Raw genomic sequence first — 19,495 nt, forward strand, 5'->3', positions numbered from 1 at the left:
TTTACGTTCAGCATAAAAGTCTGCTTGGCTGGAAATGAGAATATCTACGCGGAAGGAGGCCCGCCGATGCAGCGAACTTTAGGCACCGGGCCATCAATTTTTTGTGAAAAGGATGAGAACGATTGGTGGGGTGGGAGTGTTTTGTAGACGGGCCCTTTCCTTGAACGCATCGAAACGATGCAACAGCTGGTCGCAGAAAACGAGGTGAAGCGTTCTCCTCAGGACGATAGCGTGAGCACCTGAACGAACCATAATCAGGTTGCTCACCCTTTTATGAATGCTGTATTTTTTGAAACGACAACTTTCAGCCGCCTGAGACCAGATTATCTGGACGATGACGGCTATCGCGACCTTCAGATCTTTATTTTGGCAAGTCCCGAGGCCGGGGATGTCATGCCCAGGGACGGGCGGATTCAGGAAGCTCCGCTGGCACGATGAACGCCGAGGCAAAGGCAAGCGAGGCGGCCTGCGGGTTATCTATTATTGGCTAATGACTGATGGCCAGGTCTGGATGTTTTCTATCTATGACAAGGATGAGGCTTCCAATTTGACCACTGATCAACAGCGTCAACTCAAAGCCGCCATAGACGCAGAGCTGCGCAAGAGAGGCAATCGATGAGCAAGAAACGCGACCTGTTCGCAGAAATGATGCAGGGTGTTGAGGAGATGACCGCGCATCGAGAGGGGAAGCTCACCCTACGAAGCGATACCTTTAAAGACCTACCCGCCCCCGAGATCTCAGCTCAGGACATCGTGGCCTTGAGGCAAAGGCTGCACATGTCTCAAAACGTGTTTGCGCGGCGGATCCGCACCAGCACAAGCACCTTGCGCAACTGGGAACAGGAGAAATCCAAACCCAATGCCCAGGCCGCGCTGCTGATCAAACTGGTCGAAAAATTTCCGGACATGGTTGACCGTCTAAGCGCTGTTTAGGCGTCTGCTCTGCGAAGTCGGCGACTTCAGCGCTCGCCCAAATCGACCTCATGTTCAAGAGAGGGGTCAGTATCGCCCCCCTTTACGCATCGGCCCTCACGGCATCCTCAACAATCATCTGCGCCGCCTTCTCGGCGATCATCACGGTCGGCGAGCAGGTGTTGCCGGAGGTGATGCTCGGCATGATCGACGCGTCAACCACGCGCAGGCCCGTGATGCCCCGCACTCGCAGACGCTCATCGACCACCGCGTCGCTTCCCTGCCCCATCTTGCAGGTGCCGACGGGGTGAAAAATCGTCGTACCAATGACGCTGGCCGCCTCGCGCAATTCGTCTTCGGTTTGCAGACTCATGCCCGGCAGGTACTCCATCGGTTCGAAACGAGCGAGCGCAGGCGCAGCGGCGATGCGGCGGGTCAGGCGAATCGCGTCGGCGGCCACTTTAAGGTCGGTCGGGTGACTCAGGTAATTCGGCCGAATGATGGGCGCGGCGTCGGCCAGCGCCGAACGGATCTCTACCGTGCCGCGGCTCTGCGGGCGCAAATCACAGACCGAGGCAGTGAAGGCAGGGAAACCGTGCAGTGGCTCGCCAAAGCGCTCAAGGGACAAGGGCTGCACGTGATATTCAAGATTGGCGCTCGCCTGCTCCGGCCCCGAACGCGCGAAAGCACCCAGCTGACTCGGCGCCATCGCCAACGGACCGCTGCGGTTGATCGCGTAGCGCAGACCCATGTTCATCTTGCCCCACAGGCTGCCGGCCATTTGATTGAGCGTATGACCGTTGCTGACCTTGTAGATCAAGCGCAACTGCAGGTGATCCTGCAAATTGGCGCCCACGCCAGGCAGTTCATGCCGAACGCCGATGCCGAGTTTTTCAAGCAGGGGACGCGGGCCGATGCCTGAGCGTTGCAGGACCATGGGCGATCCGATCGCGCCACAGCAAAGGATGATTTCTCGCCGAGCGCTGAGGGTTTGTTCTTGCCCGTTCACGCGTGCGAGCACGGCGCTGGCTCGACCGTTTTCCAGTGCCACGCGGGACACTTCCGCCCCCGTAATGACCGTCAGGTTCGGGCGTTTCAACGCCGGTCGCAGGAATGCCTTGGACGCGTTCCAGCGCACACCGCGCCGCTGATTGACCTGGAAATAGCTGCACCCTTCGTTGTCGCCGCCGTTGAAGTCGGGGATCGACGGGATGCCCGTCTCCGCCGCCGCCTCGCGGAATGCATCCAGCAACGCCCATGACAGACGTTGCTGCTCGACGCGCCATTCACCTTGGGCGCCGTGCAGTTCAGCGTCGCCGGCGTAGTGGTTTTCCGAGCGTTTGAACACCGGCAAAACGTCTCTCCAACTCCAGCCCTTGTTGCCCTGCTCCGCCCACCCGTCGTAGTCCCGGGCCTGGCCGCGCATGTAGATCATGCCATTGATGGAAGAGCAGCCGCCCAGCACTTTGCCACGAGGGTAGTTGAGGGCACGCCCGCCAAGGCCGGGCTCGGCTTCGGTCTTGAAGCACCAGTCGGTGCGCGGGTTGCCGATGCAGTAGAGGTAGCCCACCGGTACGTGAATCCAGGCGTAATTGTCCTGGCCGCCGGCTTCGAGCAGCAGGACCCGGTGAGCAGGGTTCTGCGACAGCCGATTGGCCAACAGACACCCCGCCGGACCTGCGCCGACGATGATGTAGTCATGGAGACTGGCTTCCGTTTGCATGCGTCCCTCGCTGATATTTTTATTGTTATGCAGGCCCATCCTGAAGTTTTTCGCCACAAAACGAAAGACCGCCACATGTTTCCATGGGGCGGTCTGGGTTGAAGCGTTTGCCGTCACATCGGTGACGCAGGCGACTACACCGCGCTGCGGCGGTAGCTGCGGTAGTTCGGCATCCAGAAGTTACGCTCGATGGCTTCGACGAGCATTTCTTCGGTGGTTTCCAGCGCCATGCCTTCAGCCTGAGCCTGCTTGGCCACAGCCAGCGCAATCTTTTTGCTGACCTGCTGAATCTCTTTCAGCGGCGGCAAGACAGCATCGCCCTTGCCCGTCACCATCGGCGAGCATTCCGCCAGCGCATTGGAAGCCGCCATCAGCATTTTGTCGGTGATGCGCGTGGCTTTTGACGCCACGACACCAAGACCAATCCCCGGGAAGATGTAGGAGTTGTTGCACTGCGCGATGTGGAACGTGCGATCACCTACGGTGACGGGCGCAAATGGACTGCCGGTGGCAACCAGCGCGTCGCCATTGGTCCAGGTCAGGACTTCCTGCGGAGTGACTTCGACTTTCGAAGTCGGGTTGGAGAGCGGCATGACCAGCGGCTTGGCGCAATGCTTGTGCATCTCGCGAATGACCTGCTCGGTGAACAGACCGCGTTGGCCGGACACGCCGATCAGCACGGTCGGCTTGCCGTTGGCGACCACGTCCAGCAGCTCGGGCGAACCGTCGCCGCTCGACCAGCCCGCCACATCACCCGACTTCTGCGCGAGGTTCTTCTGAAAGTCCAGCAGGTTGTCCATGCTGTCGGTCAGCAGCCCGAAGCGGTCGACCATCATTACGCGTTTGCGCGCTTCAGCTTCGCTCAGGCCTTCGATGACCATGGCGGCGATGATGTGCTCGGCAATCCCGCAACCGGCCGAACCCGCGCCCAGGAACACAACGCGCTGTTGGCCCAGGGTTTCGTGCTTCGCTTTGCAGGCGGCCAGCAACGTGCCGACGGCTACAGACGCGGTGCCCTGAATGTCATCGTTGAAGCAGCACAACTCATTGCGATACTTCTCCAGCAATGGCATGGCATTAGTCTGGGCGAAGTCTTCGAATTGCAGCAACACGTCCGGCCAGCGGCTCTGGACCGCCTCGATGAACAGCGCGATGAAGTCCTCGTATTCCTTGCCGGTGACGCGCTCGTGGCGCCAGCCCATGTACATCGGGTCGTCCAGCAGCTCTTTGTTGTTGGTGCCGACGTCGAGCACGATAGGCAGTGTATACGCCGGGCTGATGCCGCCGCAGGCGGTGTAGAGCGACAGCTTGCCGATCGGGATGCCCATGCCGCCGATGCCCTGATCGCCCAGGCCGAGGATGCGCTCGCTGTCCGTCACCACGATGATTTTGATGCGGTCTTTGGTCGCGCTGCGCAGGATATCGTCGATGCGGTCGCGCTCAGGGTAGGAGATGAACAGACCGCGGTGAGTGCGGTAGATCTTCGAGAACTCCTGACATGCCTGGCCCACGGTCGGGGTGTAGATGATCGGCAGCATCTCGTCGAGGTGCGAATCCAGCAGTCGGAAGAACAGGGTTTCGTTGTTGTCCTGAATCGAGCGCAGGTAAATGTGTTTATCCAGATCGCTCGCGCATTGCTGGTACTGGCTGTAGACGCGGGTGACCTGCTCTTCGATGGTTTCGACATTCTGCGGCAGCAGGCCGACCAGGTTGAAATCGATACGCTCTTGCGGCGTGAAGGCACTGCCTTTGTTCAGCAATGGCATTTCCAGCAGGGAGGGGCCGGCATAGGAAATGTATAAAGGTCGCGAGGTCTTGGTCATTTTCAGTGATCGCCTTTTCTCTGTTTGCTCTATCAATACGTAGTCGAAACGATGCCCCGGAGGTCGATGTACACGACGCTCAACGCAGGATCCGTCCGAAGAAATAGGGGGGTAAAAACAGGGTGCCTATCTTACTCGCCTGAAAACGATTGCGACATTTTGTCGCCCTCCGATTGCGAAATGATGGCCGGAAATTGTCGGACCCGTCAGGAAATGGCGTGTGAACGCGAACGGAGCACCCGTCTGCGGTCACAGGTGAAACGCATCAGCCACGAGCTGCCCCTTTCGCATAAAGGCTTTTGGATGGTGGTCACGCGACCGACATTCTGAAATAGCCTTTCCATTGAACTGGCGATGAGCCATTGCAGTCACATTGATATCAGTTCGGAGATATCAATGTCAGGCCAGCGCATCTTTCGCATCCACTACCGCTTTCTGGGCGAGCACCGAGTCTTTCTACAACCCGATTCAGCACTGACCGAAGCAGACGCCTGGTACTACGCCTGCCTGCACGCAGGTGTTGGCGTGCTGCACAACCTGTCCGAAACGCGAGAAGAGCTCACCGCATTGATCGCCCATGGCCGGCGGTATGGTTTGACGGCAGTGCGCTGGGCGGAATGGGTCTGAATCACAGGGGATCGGCCCGCCGCGCCCACCGATCGATTCTGCACACGTCAGAGACTTAGCTTACTCGCTGAATCACATAGCTCGCTTCAAAGCCATGCACGCAGCCGATCACATTGAACCCTTTGAAATAGCCCGTCGCACGGAGCAGGTCCACAGCCGGGCCTACTTCAGGCGAGTGCTGGAAGTCACCGTAGTCGTCAAACACGATAAAACCGCCCGGCACGACGCTGGGCGAATACAGCAGGAAATCCAACAACACGTTGCGCCCGGCGTGCCCGCCATCGATGTGCAACAGCGCCACCTTCGGCGCCAGGTTGTAGAAGCGCTCGGCGCATAGCTCCGAATAGCCCCTCAACACCACGGCGTTCGAAAACAGGTTGTCGTGGTAATAGCTGAACTCTTCGAACTGGTTGGGCAGCTCGAAGGGATCGATCCCGATGATGCGGCGCTCGCGGTTGCAAACCTCATTCATCAATACCAGCGACTTACCCTTCCAGACGCCGATCTCGACCACGTCCCCGGGGACGCCCTCGACCAGAAGCGCCAGATAACCCAACAGACGCACGTGATCGTGAAACGACAGCTCCTTGCGGGGCATTGCCCGCTCGGCCGGCAACGTGCTTTGCGCCTGCTCGAAATGCTTGCCAATCAGCGCCCAGACCTGCGCGATCGAGTCGGTGAGTTCCGGGTTGCTGATGAAATCGTTGAGCTCGCGGATGGTGATCATGGCTTCTCGGACGGCTGGAAGGATTGAGGGGGTAGGCACGGGATCGATAGTAGGCGGGGGTTGGGAAAAGTAAAGTGCCGAGTATGCAATCTCTGACGTTGCATAATCGATGATTCAGAATTCCCATTCACCTAATATCTCCGTGTAACAACACTTAGAACTCATCCCCAAAAGAAAACCCCGGATGGTTATGTCTCATCGATAACCCATCCACCCTAAATATCTCGAGCGAAAATCCCTTCTTTTTGTTTCTATAAAAGAATCAATCAAACCAAGCAGCCCCCTAAGAAAGACATGCTCCTCACAACCAAATCGCTCTGGAATGAAGCACACATCAAAATCATCGAAAATCTCATCGACAGAATAATCGCCCGCTTCATAAAGCTTCGCGTAGGATATTATGTCTTTTCTTAAAGAAACCGCTTGGAAATATGACTTGCGATGCATCCAAGCACTGACTATTTCCTCGACACTCAGAACCCCCACTCTTTGTTCCTCTGGGAGGTGGTCAAGGATCCCATCGCCCAACTCTCGCATGAAGTCTATCAATTGCATGTATCCGCGCATTATCACCTCAAGGTATTGGAAACGCAGTGACAATATAGGCTGGCATGTGATTAAATTCAGCAAACTCAATAACAACTCTTACCTTAGTCATTTTCACAGGTGTTGCCTGTGACACTCTCATAACGCCCCACCCAATGTGAGTATTAAGCTCACTTACCAGGGTCAATCTATTGCGAGTGCGCAAAAATTTCAGCTTCGAGTACATAACTATTCTTAGCTTGTGGACCCTCAATGCTTGACTAACTGCCCATTCCGCCATTTCGATGCTATCGAATGTCGTCATCGCCTTGGCATTTTTGACCTTCCGCAGACGCTTTTGCAATCCAGCGATGTCTTTCTGGTAGTGGTCTCGTAGAGTGTGACCACCAATGCTTTTTTTGGCGGCATGTAGAGGCTGCTCGCTTACAGCTACCGCCATCCTTCCAGCCCGTACTGAGGACACTCGAAATGCGTTGTACATGGATGCGGTAGTTATAGGAACCAGAAACTCAGTAGCCAAACCTATGACTTGCCCAGTGCTGCGAGAGGCACCCAACACCTCGGCAGCGGTAGCGCCGGCCTTGAATGCATAGGAGTTTGTTTCTTGATCCGTAAGGATCTGATTCGAAGCGGCAGCTAACTGGTCAGAAGCGTGAACGCCCATCGCCACGCATCCGACCTTGGATATCATCGTAGGCTCCGGCAGGGCGCACAACACACCCGAACCTGCCAATTCGATAATGCCGCCGACCAGCCTGAGACTACCGAATATACGATTGGACAGGATCTCGGCAGGCGTAAGCGATTCATGCGTGAGCACAGCCGCCATCTGGGCGAAATTAAGTACAACTCGAAACGATCCCTCGTCCGACATAGCGCGTTCCTTACGCAAATGGCTTGTTAGCGGTCCTGTCCCAACCACCAGAAACGATACCTGCACTCCCGCCATCGGCACGTCGCTGTTGTGAGTATTCGAATTTGATACGACCGTAATTCAGGGTAACGACTTCGACCGGCAAGCCAGACTGCTCCGCCCCTTGGCCACTTACCAACGCAATGAGCACTTCTTCAAGCACGATATCCAGGTACTTGAACTTTTCAGTCCCTGCGCGATGAACTCGAACGGTTACGGTTTTAATATGCGAGCCTCTACAGCACAGCTCGAATAACTTTGGAGTGGCCCGATCAATGTATTTGCTGATCTGAAAATCACCGAGGGCGACGCCTCCAGCGGACGCACCACCGTTGGAACTTGCTGACTGGCTGATAGACTGCATGGCGTCGTAGTGATAGGAGAGCAACTCGATCCACCCCTTGTGCCCATCGTCCAGCGACTCACCTTCAACCCCATCAACCTTCATAAACGCATCAAATGACATAAAAGCTCCCTGCTTTTCAAAACGTCAGACGTGAAACCTTACCTTCGATATTGCTCGTCTGCCAGCGTCCCGACTGTCTTTAGCCTACGAATCAGAAGGCTCCCACAGGTCGCCCTAAAACATAAACATTCCTGGGGTCAGCGCCGGCGTCGAGGTATATCCGCCACTAAGCCATGGCCGAGGTTTTGTCGAGAGCGAGTCAAACCACACACTGCTCAGCAGTGACGCAGAAACAGCCTGAGGATGATAACTATCGCCATGCTCCCGCTATTCCAAACGCCAGAAACGAAAAAGCCCCAGAAGCAAAACTTCTGGGGCTTTTCAAATAATGGCGGAGAGATAGGGATTTGAACCCTAGGTACTGTCGCCAGTACAACGGATTTCGAATCCGTCCCGTTCGGCCACTCCGGCATCTCTCCAACGGCGCGCATCATAACAGTTCGTTCGAAGAACGCGAACCCTTTTTGAGGATTTTTTCGCGTCCTTTCAGATGCTTGCGGCGCTTTTTAGCTGAAGCGTCGGATCAGAGCGGTACGCCAAGACGCTGGGCGACTTCTTCGTAGGCTTCGATGACGTCGCCGAGGCCCTGACGGAAGCGGTCCTTGTCCATTTTCTTGCGGGTCTCTTTGTCCCACAGGCGGCAGCCGTCCGGGCTGAACTCATCGCCCAGGACGATCGAGCCGTCGCTGAACACGCCGAACTCCAGCTTGAAGTCGACCAACAGCAGGCCAGCGTCGTCGAACAGTTTGCTCAGGACTTCATTGACCTTCAACGACAGCTCTTTCATACGAACCAGCTGCTCGGCGGTGCCCCAACCGAATGCCACGACGTGGGAGTCATTGATGAAGGGGTCGCCCTTGGCGTCGTCCTTCAGGAACAGCTCGAACGTATAAGGGTTGAGTTTCATGCCCTCTTCCACACCAAGGCGCTTGACCAGGCTGCCGGCGGCGTAGTTACGCACGACGCATTCAACCGGAATCATGTCGAGCTTCTTGACCAGCACTTCGTTGTCGGCCAGCAGTTTGTCGAACTGGGTCGGAACGCCTGCGGCCTCCAGCTTCTGCATGATGAAGGCGTTGAACTTGTTGTTCACCATGCCCTTGCGGTCGAGCTGTTCAATGCGCTTGCCGTCGAACGCCGAGGTGTCGTTGCGGAACAAAAGGATCAAGCGGTCAGCGTCGTCGGTCTTGTAAACCGACTTGGCTTTGCCGCGGTAGAGTTCTTCACGTTTTTCCATGATGGGCTCCGCTTGCTGAATAGTGTGGGCGAGTCGCCCGTTTGGGACGCTAGGCGATTTCGCGCCAGTCGAGCCCTGAATCCTGATCGGCCAATTGTAGCCAGTCCTCATCGCACCCGAGTGTGTCGACGAAGCATTGCCGGGCCAGATGCGGCAGGTTGTTCTTGCTGCTGAGATGGGCCAGCACCAAATGCTGCAGATCCTGCCATCCCAACTCGTTCACCAGACTGGCAGCCTGATGATTGTTCAAATGGCCTTGGTCACCGCCTACCCGCTGCTTGAGAAAGTACGGGTACTGACCGCGGGCCAGCAGATCGCGACAGTGGTTGGACTCGACCATCAGCGCATCGAGCCCGCGGTAGCTGTCGAGGACCATAGGGCAGTATGAGCCCAGGTCGGTCAACACGCCGAGGCGCCGGCGTCCGTCGTTGAACACGAACTGCGTCGGCTCCAGCGCATCGTGCGCCACCGACACCACGTCGATGCCCAGGCTGCCGATCCGCAGACCTTGCCCGCCCACCAGCCGAAGGCCGGCTTCAACCGGCTTGCGCATGCCGCGCAGAGTGCCGTCGCTGAGGTACACCGGCACATCGTAACGCCGAGACAGCAAACCCACGCCATGCACGTGATCGGCATGTTCGTGGGTCACTAGAATGGCGCTGAGCTGTTTACCGCTGACGCCCAGCCGGTCTAGCCGTCGCTCGGTTTCTCGGAGCGAGAAACCGCAATCGACCAGCACGTACGTGTCGTTGCTCGCAACCAGCGTGGCATTGCCGCGACTGCCGCTGCCCAGAACCGCGAAGCGCACTTAACCCAGGTTATCCTGAATGACGCTCAACACACGACGCGCGATGTCGGTCGGTGCCACGGTATTGATGTTCTTCTCAACCGTGACCTGAACGTTGTCACCCACCTTGCTCAGACGAACCTGATAACGCTCGGCGCGCGCTTCCTTCTCTTCCTTGGACTCTTCGCTCCCGAACATGCGACCGAAGAAGCCAGGCTTGTTCTCGGGCTTGTCGGCTTTTTCCGCCAGGTTGATGTAGTACAGGCCCAGGCTGCGGTTGATGTCTTCAACACGCCAGTCGCCCTGATTCAGCGCACGGCCGACGCTCGACCAGGCGCGATCCAGATCCGCGCCCAGGTTCAGCACCGGGTTGCCGCTGCCGTCTTCGCTGAGGGAGACCCGGCTTGGGGTGTCGAAATCACGCGCCGCCAGCAGGGAGACTGAACCGCCCTTCTCCGCTGTGCGGGTCAGGCTTGCAAGCATGTCGTCGGTCAGCACGGAATCCAGGCCGACGTTGGTGCTGCGCGACGGGAAAGCAGGGTCATCGTTGCTGCCCGACGGACGTTGCACGCTGACCACATAGATTTCGCTGGTGTTGCGCTGCACGCCCGGCTCGATGCGGACGCGAACGCGAGTCTCGGTGTTGGCGGCATCGCCACTTGAGCCCATGCGCTTGGCAACAGAGGCGGACAATTCGTCCATGCGCTGCCAAGTGGTGTTGAATTCACCGGTTTGCGGACGGTCTTCGGCGATGCGGAACCCGTTATCTTCGAAGTACTGGTGCGCCACGGGCCAGACTTCAGCCGGCGCGCGCTGCGCAAGAATCCAGCGGTTGTCGCCGCTCTTCTGCAGCGTGTAGTCACCGGAGTCTTGAGCAGTGGTCAGCGGTTGCGGACGCGGCACATTGAACTCACCCTTCTGGGTGTCGTCGGCGACGTTGCGCGGGATCGGCAGCAACGGGTCCAGGCGTTTGACTTCCTGAACACCTTCCGGCAATTGCATCGGCGGCTTCTGGGTCGCTTCCAGGTAATCGCTGCTGCGATCGCGGAAATAACCGTCCTGGCCAAAAAGCCAGCTGCAACCGCTGGTGCTGGAGATAATCAAGGCTAGTGCGGAAAGTCCGGCCAGTCGCTTCATTGCGTAATGCTTCCTCATTAGACCAATACACCGGACTGGCGCAGGGCCTGACGCAGCGGCTCGTGGCAGGACTCGCTGAGCCAGGTGAGCGGCAGACGAATACCGTCTGGCATCAAACCCATCTCATGCAGGGCCCATTTCACGGGAATAGGGTTCGATTCGATGAACAAGGTCTTGTTCAGCGGCATCAGTTTTTCGTGGATGGCGCGGGCTGTTTCGGCGTCACCGGCCATCGCGGCCTTGCACAGGTCAGCCATGGCACGCGGCGCTACGTTGGCCGTGACCGAGATGTTGCCTTTGCCACCCAGCAGCATCAGCTCGACGGCGGTCGCGTCGTCACCGGAGTAGACCAGAAAATCGCTGCTCACGCCGGCAAGGATATCCTTGGTGCGTTGCAGGTCTCCGGTAGCTTCCTTGATGGCGATGATGTTTTTGACTTTCGACAGGCGGATGACGGTCTCGGCCGACATGTCGCAGGCGGTACGGCCCGGCACGTTGTAGAGAATCTGCGGGATGTCCACGGCTTCGGCGATGTGCTTGAAGTGCTGGAACAAGCCTTCCTGAGTCGGCTTGTTGTAGTACGGGGTGACCAGCAGGCAGGCATCGGCACCGGCGTTCTTCGCATTGGTGGTCAGTTCGACCGCCTCGCGGGTGGAGTTTGCCCCGGTGCCGGCGATGACCGGGATGCGGCCGGCGACCTGCTGGACCACGCGGCGGATGACTTCGATGTGCTCGTTGACGTCGAGCGTCGCGGACTCACCGGTGGTGCCGACGGCAACAATGGCGTTGGTGCCCTCTTGCAGGTGAAAGTCCACCAGTTTGCTCAGGCTGTCCCAGTCGAGACGACCTTGTGCATCCATGGGTGTGACCAGTGCCACCATACTGCCCGCAATCATGCAAACCGCTCCTGCCGGAAAAAGAGAGCGGTAATGGTACTGGCGCCATGATCCTTGCACAAGGCGAGCATTCCCCTCGGCGCCGGTTTTCGCTACCCTTCGGTCTTTGATTGGTACGGGTCATCTGCCCGGCTCGTTCGACTGCTCGATTTTGTCGTCACTTACCCCGCCCTGCTTCGTTATCGCGCGCCATGACAGGTTCCTGGACGCGACTGGCGGCTGTCGGTCGGGGCGACGCTGCGATCCTTCGTTCGTCGAACCCGCCGGCACAGGCCTGCTGCGTACCGACCGCTCATCGTTTAGGAATGCTGCATGTCATCCATCCCCACAGTTCGCGAACAATTCCTTGTCATCAGTGCCCTTGGCGCCAACCCCATGGAGCTGACCAACGTGCTGTGCCGCGCCAGTAACGAAAGCCGTTGCTCGGTCGTCAGCTCACGCCTCACCCGCCACGGCGAGTGCAGCGCGCTGATCCTGCAGATCTCCGGCAGTTGGGACGCGCTGGCGCGCCTGGAAACCGGTCTGCCCAACCTGGCGAAGAAACACGCCTTCACCGTCAACGTGGTGCGCAGTGCTTCGCTGGAAAACCGCCCCGAAGCCCTGCCTTACGTTGCTTATGTCAGCTCTGCCTACCGCCCGGACATCATCAACGAGTTGTGCCAGTTCTTCATCGACCACAACGTTGAGCTCGAAAACCTGATCTGCGACACCTATCAGGCACCGCAGACCGGCGGGACCATGCTCAACGCGACGTTCACCGTGACATTGCCGGCCGGCACCCAGATCAGCTGGCTGCGTGACCAGTTCCTGGACTTCGCCGATGCACTGAACCTCGATGCGCTGATCGAACCATGGCGCCCTCAAGCACCGATGTAAGGAGTTGCGAATGGCTGTAGAACTCGACCAACCCGTGGCGGACTTTCAGGTACAGGCCACGAGCGAACAGGCGGTCAGCCTGTCGGCGCTGAAAGGTCAGCAGGTTGTCCTTTATTTCTACCCAAAGGACAGCACGCCCGGCTGCACCACCCAGGGTCAAGGCTTTCGCGATCATCACGCCGACTTCGCGGCCGCCAACACCGTGGTATTTGGCGTGTCGCGGGACAGCCTGAAATCTCATGAGAACTTCAAGGCCAAGCAGGCATTCCCATTCGAGCTGATTTCGGACAAGGATGAATCGCTGTGCCAGTTGTTCGACGTGATCAAGCTGAAAAAGCTGTACGGGAAGGAGTACCTGGGTGTCGACCGCAGCACCTTCCTGATCGACAAGGACGGCGTGCTGCGCAAGGAATGGCGCGGCGTGAAGGTGCCGGGGCATGTGGCCGCGGTGCTTGAAGCAGCTCAGGCGCTGAATAACGCCTGAGTCGGCGGCCGTTGGAAAATGTGGGAGCGCCACCCGGCCACTCCCACATCTTCAAGGGCGGTAATCGGATTGATGATCCCTCCCGCCAACACGCTCTATAACAGCGGCGCCACCGTTGGCTCATTCCGGGGCCACGCATCAAGCACGGCCTTGAACAGGGTCGCCAGCGGAATCGCGAAGAAGATCCCCCAGAAACCCCACAGCCCACCGAACAGCAGCACCGCGCAGATGATTGCGACCGGGTGCAGGCTGACGGTCTGCGAAAACAGCAACGGCACCAGCACGTTGCCATCCAGCGTCTGGATGATGCCGTGGACCGCCATCAAGTAGATGAACTGATCGCTCCAGCCCCACTGAAACAGCGCGATAAAGGCCACTGGCACGGTGACCACCACAGCGCCCACATAGGGCACGACCACCGAAATCCCCACCAGCATCGCGAGCAACGCCGAGTAATTCAGGCCCATCGTCACGAATGCGATGTACGTCACGCCGCCACAGATAAAGATCTCGATGACCTTGCCGCGGATGTAATTAGCGATCTGCCGATTCATTTCCTCGGCCACACGGGTAATCAACGTACGTTCACGGGGCAGATAACCCCTCGCCCAGCGGCTGATCATCCGACGGTCCTTGAGGAAGAAAAACACCAGGATCGGCACCAGCACCAGGTAAATCATCATGTTGACCAACAGCGGCAGACTGGAAAGGGAAAACGTCAGCGCCCATTGGCCGAACTTTCCCACCTCGCCGCGAGCCACTTCGATGGCCTGCAGAACTTGCTCGTCAGACACCAGATGCGGATAACGCTCAGGCAGCAACAAGAGCAACGACTGCCACTTGGCGAGCATGCCGGGCAATTCATTGAACAAGGTGATGAGCTGGCGCCACAGCAAGGGCACGAGTACCAGCAAGAACACCGCCAACGCCCCCATGAACAGGGCGAATACCAGCCCTACTGCGCCGCCTTCGGGGACGCGCAGGCGCTCCAGCAGGTTTACCAGCCCCTGCATCAGAAATGCGAGCACAAGCCCGGCCAGCACCGGCGCAAGCATGCCGCCAAGGGTGAGAACAACGGTGAACCCGAGAACCAACAGCACCGCCAGCACCACCGCTTCCTCATCGGAAAAGTAGCGCTGCATCCAGTCGCGAAGCACTTTGAACATCAAAAATCCTATGGGTGCGAGGGTTCGGAAACGCTCAGGCTTTACGCAGCCAATACTGATAAATGCCGTCAGCGCTTTCTTCATGTAACAGCACATGGCCTGCAAGTTTTGCAAAGGTGCGGAAGTCGCGCTGTGAACCGGCGTCGGTGGCCGTCACTTTGAGGACTGCGCCGCTGGCCAGACGGTTGAGCTCCATCTTGGCCTTGAGCAAGGGAAGCGGGCAATTAAGACCGCTGGCGTCGAGCTCTGCATCGCAGGCTGCGGGTTGTCCTACAGCGTCAGACATCGTTTCTCTCCGGGTAGACACATCCGCCCTTCTATAAAAGCAAAAGCGCGGAAGAACATTCTTACAAGTTTTCCAGAATACCCCACTCTGGTCAGCAAGCCATTGAGCCAGCTACAGTGACGCCTTTCTGCCCCAGAGTTCCGTGCATGAATTTTTTGCGCCCCACGCTGCTGTCCCTCGCATGCCTGCTGGCAGCTCCGAGCTTCGCAGAAGATGACCTGCCCTCCCTTGGCGACGCGAGTTCTTCCATCGTCTCTCCACAGCAAGAACACGACCTTGGCCGCGCCTGGCTTGGGCTGTTGCGCTCTGAAGTGGCGCAGTTGTCCGACCCGCTGCTGAAGGATTTCGTCGAGTCGTCGGTTTATCGACTGGCTGAAACCAGCCAGGTGCAGGACCGCCGTCTCGAATTCATCCTGATCAACACGCCGGAGATCAATGCCTTCGCAGCGCCCGGCGGGATCATCGGGGTCAACGGCGGCCTCTTCCTGCACGCTGAAACCGAGGGCGAATACGCCGCGGTCCTCGCCCACGAACTGGCTCACTTGTCGCAACGGCACTTCGCCAGGGGCGTGCAGGCGCAGCAGCGAATGCAAGTGCCGGTGATGGCGGCGATGCTCGCGGGCATCGTCATGGCGGCAGCGGGCGCGGGCGATGCGGGGATTGCCGCGATTGCCGGCACCCAGGCCGCCGCGATTCAGGAACAGGCACGTTTCTCAAGGCAGAATGAATCGGAAGCTGATCGCATCGGCATTCTCAATCTGGAAAAGGCCGGCTACGACCCGCGCAACATGCCCACCATGTTCGAGCGTCTGGCGCGCCAGTATCGCTATGACGCCAAACCACCGGAATTCCTGATGAGCCACCCGGTGACGGAGTCCCGGATCGCCGATACACGCAACCGCGCCGAGCAGGCCAAGCCTGGCGGCAAGGAAGACAGCCCTGCCTATCAACTGATGCGTGCGCGGGTCGTGCTGATTTACGAAGAAACACCCGGCATGGCCGCCAAGCGTTTCCGTGCGCAGTTGGCCGAAAACCCGAAAAACGATGCCGCCCGCTACGGGCTGGCACTCGCTCAGACCAAGGCGGGTCAGTTGAACGAAGGCCGCGAAACGCTGAAGCCCCTGCTCGACAAAGCCCCGGACAACATTGCCTACAACCTCGCCGCGGTAAACCTGGACATCTCCAACAACCGCCTGCCCGATGCCCAGCAGCGAGTTGACCGGATGCTGAACCTGTATCCAGACAACTACCCGCTGAATCAGGCGAAAGTCGACGTTTTGCTCAAACAGTCCAAGGCGCCGGAGGCGTTGAAGTCGCTGGAGATCCTGCTGAAGAGCCGTCCGGACGATCCCGATATCTGGAACCAGGTGGCTGACACCCGAGGCCTGTCGGGCAACACCATCGGCCTGCATCAGGCCCGCGCCGAATACTTCGCCCTGATGGGGGATTTCAAACAGGCAATTCAACAGCTCGAGTTCGCCAAGCGACGCGCGAACAATAACTTCCAGCTGGCCTCACGCATTGACGCGCGCCAGCAGGAAATCATCGCTCAGGAGCGGGCGGTGAAGGACATGATGAACTGAGGTCAGCTACAAGCGGCACGCCATAGGCTGCAGGATGGAACGCAGCAAATCGGCCTTTCGCTTGAAGCTTGAAGCTTGAAGCGGTCAATCAGGCATTACCCGAGTTTTTCATGCGTGCCGCCTGGGTAAAGTCGAGCATGCGCTGCAACGGCCGAACGGCGTGAGGGATCACAGCCGGGTCGACGAATATTTCGTTGCTGCCTTCGCGCAGGCATTGAAGCGTGCGCGCCAGCGTGTTCATCGCCATCCACGGGCAATGCGCGCAACTGCGGCAAGCCGCGCCGTTGCCAGCCGTGGGCGCCTCGATAAAGATCTTGTCCGGGCACAACTGCTGCATCTTGTAGAAGATGCCGCGGTCGGTGGCGACGATGAAAGTCGTGTTCGCAAGTGTTTGCGCCGCCTTGATCAACTGACTGGTGGAGCCCACCGCGTCGGCCAGATCGATGACTGACTCAGGTGACTCCGGGTGCACCAGAATTGCCGCATCCGGGTATAACGCCTTCATGTCTTCCAACTGCCGGGACTTGAACTCCTCGTGCACGATGCAGGCGCCGTCCCACAGCAACATGTCGGCACCGGTTTCACGCTGAATGTAACGTCCCAGATGCTTGTCGGGCGCCCAGATGATTTTCTCGCCGTTGTCCATCAGGCTCTCGACGATCTCCAGCGCGCAGCTGGACGTCACCACCCAGTCGGCACGGGCTTTCACCGCAGCTGACGTGTTGGCGTACACCACCACGGTGCGGTCGGGATGCTGATCGCAGAAAGCGGCGAACTCGTCGACGGGGCAACCAAGGTCCAGCGAGCAGGTTGCCTCGAGCGTCGGCATCAGGATGCGTTTCTCGGGCGTGAGAATTTTCGCGGTTTCGCCCATGAAACGAACCCCGGCGACCAACACGGTGTTGGCCGGATGGTTTTTGCCGAAACGCGCCATCTCCAGAGAATCCGAGACGCAGCCGCCGGTCTCTTCCGCCAGCGCCTGAATCACCGGATCACAGTAATAGTGGGCCACCAGCACGGCGTCCTGCGCCTTGAGCTCGGCCGCGATCAGCCGGCGGTATTCCGCTTCCTCGTCCGGGCTCAACGGATTGGACTGTCTAGCGTCCAGATGCGCCTGGACCAGAAGGCGTTCGGAGATGTGTGTCATGTGCGATGGACCTGAATGCGCGTCCGGCCGAAAGTCAGCGGGCTAGAAAACGGCCGGCACGGTAGCACGGCCTGTGTTGAGCGATCACTTAACGGCAGTCACGACCGCTGATGCAGGCGCTGTTACCTGGCGGTCGATACAACGCAAAACACGTCCGCCATTGCAGGGAACGAAACCTGCTGGAAGGCCGCCAAACCCTCAAGCACGCCATTCAATGGCAGAATCTGCGCCAATGGACAGTTTTGGAGCCCCTCATGCTGAGCGTATTTGAACGACGACTCGACCCCTTTCCGCCCGACGAAGCACCGCCTCCCCCGGTGGGTTTGGCGCGTTTTCTGTGGGCCTGCACCCGAGGCGCACGTGGCTACATCCTTGCGCTTGCAGTGCTCGGCGCCTGCGTGTCGATTTATGAAGCCTGGCTTTTTTCCTTCCTCGGACAAGTCGTCGATCTGCTGTCGACCTGGAAAGACGGCGGCGCGACAGCGGACCAGGAAAGTCGCACGCTGTGGGGCATAGGCATTGTGCTGGTGATCAGCATCGGGCTGGTGGCCATGCGTACGATGGTTCAGCACCAAGTGCTGGCGATCAACCTTCCGCTGCGGCTGCGCTGGGACTTTCACCGCTTGATGCTGCGGCAAAGCCTGTCGTTCTTCTCCGATGAGTTTTCCGGCCGGGTCACCACCAAGGTGATGCAGACGGCGCTGGCGGTGCGCGAAGTGCTGTTCACCCTCATCGAAATCGCGCCGGGCATTGGCGTTTATTTCCTCGCGATCATCGCCCTGGCGGGCGGCTTTGCCTTGAAACTGATGCTGCCCTTTATTGCCTGGATCGTCCTGTTCGGCCTGGCCATGCTGTACTTCGTGCCCCGCCTGGGCAAGGTGGGCCAAGAGCAGGCCAACGCGCGGTCATCGATGACCGGCCGGATCTCCGACGCTTACACCAACATCACCACGGTGAAGCTGTTCTCGCACTCTAAACGCGAAGCGCATTTCGCCCGCGCCGCGATGGAGGACTTCAAGCAGACCGGCTTCCGCCAGATGCGTCTGGTGAGCCAGTTCGAGATCGTCAATCAGGCGCTGGTGGTTGCGTTGATTCTGGCTGCGGGCGGCTATGCGCTGTGGCTGTGGCATCAAGGTGACGTCGGCGCCGGCGCGGTGGCGGCGATCACCGCGATGGCGCTGCGAATCAACGGCATGTCCCACTGGATCATGTGGCAGATGACCTCGCTCTTCGAGAACATCGGCACGGTGCAGGACGGCATGGCAACCCTGACCCAAGGCCCGAAGGTTCAGGACGCGTCAGACGCCAGCGTACTGCAGACAACCGGCGGCGCAGTGACCTTTGACGACGTCAGCTTCAACTACAACGGTGAGCGTCAGGTGCTGGATGGCTTAAGCCTGGCTATCCGGCCGGGCGAGAAGATCGGCCTGGTCGGACGCTCCGGCGCAGGCAAATCCACGCTCATCAATTTGCTGCTGCGCTTTTACGACGTGGACAGCGGCGAGATTCGCATTGATGGTCAGAACATCAGGCAGGTCACTCAGGACAGCCTGCGAAGCGCTATCGGCATGGTCACCCAGGACACGTCTCTGTTGCATCGGTCCATCCGCGAGAACATTGCGTACGGCCGACCCGATGCGACCGACGCGGAAATTCGCACCGCTGCCGCCAACGCTCAGGCCGACGGATTCATCAGCCAGCTCAGCGACAAGCATGGCCATAGCGGTTACGACACGCTGGTCGGTGAACGCGGCATCAAGCTGTCGGGCGGGCAGCGCCAACGTGTCGCCATCGCCCGGGTAATGCTTAAGAACGCGCCGATCCTGCTGCTTGACGAAGCGACCAGCGCCCTGGATTCGGAAGTCGAAGTGGCGATTCAGGAAAGCCTCGATGAAATGATGAAAGGCAAAACCGTGATCGCCATCGCCCATCGGCTGTCGACCATCGCGGCCATGGACCGGCTCATCGTGATGGACAACGGCCGCATCATTGAACAAGGCACTCATGCCGAACTGCTTGGCAAAAACGGTACCTACGCGCGGCTTTGGCATCACCAGAGCGGCGGGTTCCTGGGCGAGGATCAGGGCGTGCCTGAAGCGGTGGACCACGTATAGCGAGCCGGTATGGCCAACTACCGCAGCGACACGACGGCTTTCGGG

At 58.8% G+C, this 19,495-nt stretch carries 19 protein-coding genes, 1 tRNA gene and 1 pseudogene; 7 read left to right on the forward strand and 14 right to left on the reverse strand.

All coding sequences use genetic code 11. The features are described 5' to 3' along the window. Positions 1 to 273 precede the first annotated feature (273 nt). Together VF672_RS03940 and VF672_RS03945 are read left to right on the forward strand one after the other, a co-directional pair. Positions 274 to 619, forward strand: a pseudogene (locus VF672_RS03940) (toxin). Continuing rightward, the gene (locus VF672_RS03945) at positions 616 to 933 is read left to right on the forward strand and encodes a helix-turn-helix domain-containing protein (RefSeq protein WP_331101686.1); all 318 of its coding nucleotides are present in this window, start codon (positions 616 to 618) and stop codon (positions 931 to 933) included. Before VF672_RS03940 ends, VF672_RS03945 begins: the two are co-directional and overlap by 4 nt. An 82-nt stretch (positions 934 to 1,015) precedes the next feature. Here the strand turns inward: VF672_RS03945 and VF672_RS03950 are convergent, their stop codons facing one another. Beyond that, positions 1,016 to 2,635, reverse strand: a complete 1,620-nt coding sequence (locus VF672_RS03950) for a GMC family oxidoreductase (RefSeq protein WP_331101688.1) — start codon at positions 2,633 to 2,635, stop codon at positions 1,016 to 1,018. 134 nt (positions 2,636 to 2,769) lie between these two features. After that, positions 2,770 to 4,458, reverse strand: coding sequence for an NAD-dependent malic enzyme (locus tag VF672_RS03955; RefSeq protein WP_331101690.1), 1,689 nt, complete (start codon positions 4,456 to 4,458; stop codon positions 2,770 to 2,772). A 396-nt stretch (positions 4,459 to 4,854) separates the two neighbouring features. On the opposite strand from VF672_RS03955, the gene VF672_RS03960 reads away from it, so the two are divergent. Continuing rightward, complete coding sequence (locus VF672_RS03960) at positions 4,855 to 5,085, forward strand: DUF6555 family protein (protein WP_331101692.1); 231 nt, start codon at positions 4,855 to 4,857, stop codon at positions 5,083 to 5,085. A gap of 55 nt (positions 5,086 to 5,140) precedes the next feature. Here VF672_RS03960 and VF672_RS03965 read toward each other — a convergent pair whose 3' ends face one another. From VF672_RS03965 to dapA, 9 genes are all read right to left on the reverse strand, one after another. Then, positions 5,141 to 5,812, reverse strand: coding sequence for a class I SAM-dependent methyltransferase (locus VF672_RS03965; RefSeq protein WP_331101694.1), 672 nt, complete (start codon positions 5,810 to 5,812; stop codon positions 5,141 to 5,143). 195 nt (positions 5,813 to 6,007) lie between these two features. Then, positions 6,008 to 6,367 (reverse strand): hypothetical protein, encoded by a 360-nt coding sequence (locus VF672_RS03970; RefSeq protein WP_331101696.1) that lies wholly within the window; start codon positions 6,365 to 6,367, stop codon positions 6,008 to 6,010. A gap of 19 nt (positions 6,368 to 6,386) precedes the next feature. Next, on the reverse strand, positions 6,387 to 7,232 hold the full coding sequence (locus VF672_RS03975; protein ID WP_331101698.1) for an RNase A-like domain-containing protein: 846 nt from the start codon (positions 7,230 to 7,232) through the stop codon (positions 6,387 to 6,389). Positions 7,233 to 7,242: 10 nt separating this feature from the next. Next, positions 7,243 to 7,737: a type VI secretion system tube protein Hcp gene (locus VF672_RS03980; RefSeq protein WP_331101700.1), complete on the reverse strand. Its 495-nt coding sequence runs from the start codon at positions 7,735 to 7,737 to the stop codon at positions 7,243 to 7,245. 329 nt (positions 7,738 to 8,066) lie between these two features. Next, positions 8,067 to 8,156 (reverse strand) — tRNA-Ser (locus VF672_RS03985). Between the two features lie 104 nt (positions 8,157 to 8,260). Continuing rightward, positions 8,261 to 8,974, reverse strand: a complete 714-nt coding sequence (purC, locus tag VF672_RS03990) for a phosphoribosylaminoimidazolesuccinocarboxamide synthase (RefSeq protein WP_237253710.1) — start codon at positions 8,972 to 8,974, stop codon at positions 8,261 to 8,263. A gap of 49 nt (positions 8,975 to 9,023) precedes the next feature. Continuing rightward, complete coding sequence (locus VF672_RS03995; protein WP_331101704.1) at positions 9,024 to 9,782, reverse strand: MBL fold metallo-hydrolase; 759 nt, start codon at positions 9,780 to 9,782, stop codon at positions 9,024 to 9,026. Beyond that, positions 9,783 to 10,898, reverse strand: a complete 1,116-nt coding sequence (gene bamC, locus VF672_RS04000; RefSeq protein WP_331101706.1) for an outer membrane protein assembly factor BamC — start codon at positions 10,896 to 10,898, stop codon at positions 9,783 to 9,785. Between the two features lie 17 nt (positions 10,899 to 10,915). Then, complete coding sequence (dapA, locus tag VF672_RS04005) at positions 10,916 to 11,794, reverse strand: 4-hydroxy-tetrahydrodipicolinate synthase (protein WP_331101708.1); 879 nt, start codon at positions 11,792 to 11,794, stop codon at positions 10,916 to 10,918. Positions 11,795 to 12,106: 312 nt separating this feature from the next. Here dapA and VF672_RS04010 point away from each other — a divergent pair, with 312 nt between their 5' ends. Then, entirely contained in the window at positions 12,107 to 12,670 is a 564-nt protein-coding gene (locus VF672_RS04010) for a glycine cleavage system protein R (protein WP_037014004.1), read from the forward strand. Between the two features lie 10 nt (positions 12,671 to 12,680). Continuing rightward, positions 12,681 to 13,154 carry a peroxiredoxin gene (locus tag VF672_RS04015; RefSeq protein ID WP_331101713.1) on the forward strand — a complete coding sequence of 158 codons (474 nt, stop codon included), beginning with the start codon at positions 12,681 to 12,683 and terminating at the stop codon, positions 13,152 to 13,154. A 95-nt stretch (positions 13,155 to 13,249) separates the two neighbouring features. On the opposite strand, the gene VF672_RS04020 is transcribed toward VF672_RS04015, so the two are convergent. Both VF672_RS04020 and VF672_RS04025 read right to left on the reverse strand, forming a co-directional pair. Further along, the gene (locus VF672_RS04020; RefSeq protein ID WP_331101715.1) at positions 13,250 to 14,320 is read right to left on the reverse strand and encodes an AI-2E family transporter; all 1,071 of its coding nucleotides are present in this window, start codon (positions 14,318 to 14,320) and stop codon (positions 13,250 to 13,252) included. Positions 14,321 to 14,354: 34 nt separating this feature from the next. Beyond that, the gene (locus VF672_RS04025; RefSeq protein WP_331101717.1) at positions 14,355 to 14,606 is read right to left on the reverse strand and encodes a sulfurtransferase TusA family protein; all 252 of its coding nucleotides are present in this window, start codon (positions 14,604 to 14,606) and stop codon (positions 14,355 to 14,357) included. Between the two features lie 146 nt (positions 14,607 to 14,752). Between VF672_RS04025 and VF672_RS04030 the strand changes: the two genes are divergently transcribed. Next, on the forward strand, positions 14,753 to 16,189 hold the full coding sequence (locus VF672_RS04030; protein ID WP_331101719.1) for a M48 family metalloprotease: 1,437 nt from the start codon (positions 14,753 to 14,755) through the stop codon (positions 16,187 to 16,189). Between the two features lie 88 nt (positions 16,190 to 16,277). On the opposite strand, the gene nadA is transcribed toward VF672_RS04030, so the two are convergent. After that, complete coding sequence (gene nadA / locus VF672_RS04035) at positions 16,278 to 17,336, reverse strand: quinolinate synthase NadA (RefSeq protein WP_331101721.1); 1,059 nt, start codon at positions 17,334 to 17,336, stop codon at positions 16,278 to 16,280. Positions 17,337 to 17,590: 254 nt separating this feature from the next. Between nadA and VF672_RS04040 the strand changes: the two genes are divergently transcribed. Next, positions 17,591 to 19,450 carry an ABC transporter ATP-binding protein gene (locus VF672_RS04040; protein WP_331101723.1) on the forward strand — a complete coding sequence of 620 codons (1,860 nt, stop codon included), beginning with the start codon at positions 17,591 to 17,593 and terminating at the stop codon, positions 19,448 to 19,450. Positions 19,451 to 19,495 lie beyond the last annotated feature (45 nt).

This window comes from Pseudomonas sp. (assembly GCF_036387035.1).
GTDB lineage: Bacteria > Pseudomonadota > Gammaproteobacteria > Pseudomonadales > Pseudomonadaceae > Aquipseudomonas.

Excerpts from the sequence above, each read along its gene's own strand:
- VF672_RS03945 (WP_331101686.1), top strand. The coding sequence starts at position 616 with ATGAGCAAGAAACGCGACCTGTTCGCAGAAATGATGCAGGGTGTTGAG.
- VF672_RS03950 (WP_331101688.1), bottom strand. The coding sequence starts at position 2,635 with ATGCAAACGGAAGCCAGTCTCCATGACTACATCATCGTCGGCGCAGGT.
- VF672_RS03955 (WP_331101690.1), bottom strand. The coding sequence starts at position 4,458 with ATGACCAAGACCTCGCGACCTTTATACATTTCCTATGCCGGCCCCTCC.
- VF672_RS03960 (WP_331101692.1), top strand. The coding sequence starts at position 4,855 with ATGTCAGGCCAGCGCATCTTTCGCATCCACTACCGCTTTCTGGGCGAG.
- VF672_RS03965 (WP_331101694.1), bottom strand. The coding sequence starts at position 5,812 with ATGATCACCATCCGCGAGCTCAACGATTTCATCAGCAACCCGGAACTC.
- VF672_RS03970 (WP_331101696.1), bottom strand. The coding sequence starts at position 6,367 with ATGCAATTGATAGACTTCATGCGAGAGTTGGGCGATGGGATCCTTGAC.
- VF672_RS03975 (WP_331101698.1), bottom strand. The coding sequence starts at position 7,232 with ATGTCGGACGAGGGATCGTTTCGAGTTGTACTTAATTTCGCCCAGATG.
- VF672_RS03980 (WP_331101700.1), bottom strand. The coding sequence starts at position 7,737 with ATGTCATTTGATGCGTTTATGAAGGTTGATGGGGTTGAAGGTGAGTCG.
- purC (WP_237253710.1), bottom strand. The coding sequence starts at position 8,974 with ATGGAAAAACGTGAAGAACTCTACCGCGGCAAAGCCAAGTCGGTTTAC.
- bamC (WP_331101706.1), bottom strand. The coding sequence starts at position 10,898 with ATGAAGCGACTGGCCGGACTTTCCGCACTAGCCTTGATTATCTCCAGC.
- dapA (WP_331101708.1), bottom strand. The coding sequence starts at position 11,794 with ATGATTGCGGGCAGTATGGTGGCACTGGTCACACCCATGGATGCACAA.
- VF672_RS04010 (WP_037014004.1), top strand. The coding sequence starts at position 12,107 with ATGTCATCCATCCCCACAGTTCGCGAACAATTCCTTGTCATCAGTGCC.
- VF672_RS04015 (WP_331101713.1), top strand. The coding sequence starts at position 12,681 with ATGGCTGTAGAACTCGACCAACCCGTGGCGGACTTTCAGGTACAGGCC.
- VF672_RS04020 (WP_331101715.1), bottom strand. The coding sequence starts at position 14,320 with ATGTTCAAAGTGCTTCGCGACTGGATGCAGCGCTACTTTTCCGATGAG.
- VF672_RS04025 (WP_331101717.1), bottom strand. The coding sequence starts at position 14,606 with ATGTCTGACGCTGTAGGACAACCCGCAGCCTGCGATGCAGAGCTCGAC.
- VF672_RS04030 (WP_331101719.1), top strand. The coding sequence starts at position 14,753 with ATGAATTTTTTGCGCCCCACGCTGCTGTCCCTCGCATGCCTGCTGGCA.
- nadA (WP_331101721.1), bottom strand. The coding sequence starts at position 17,336 with ATGACACACATCTCCGAACGCCTTCTGGTCCAGGCGCATCTGGACGCT.
- VF672_RS04040 (WP_331101723.1), top strand. The coding sequence starts at position 17,591 with ATGCTGAGCGTATTTGAACGACGACTCGACCCCTTTCCGCCCGACGAA.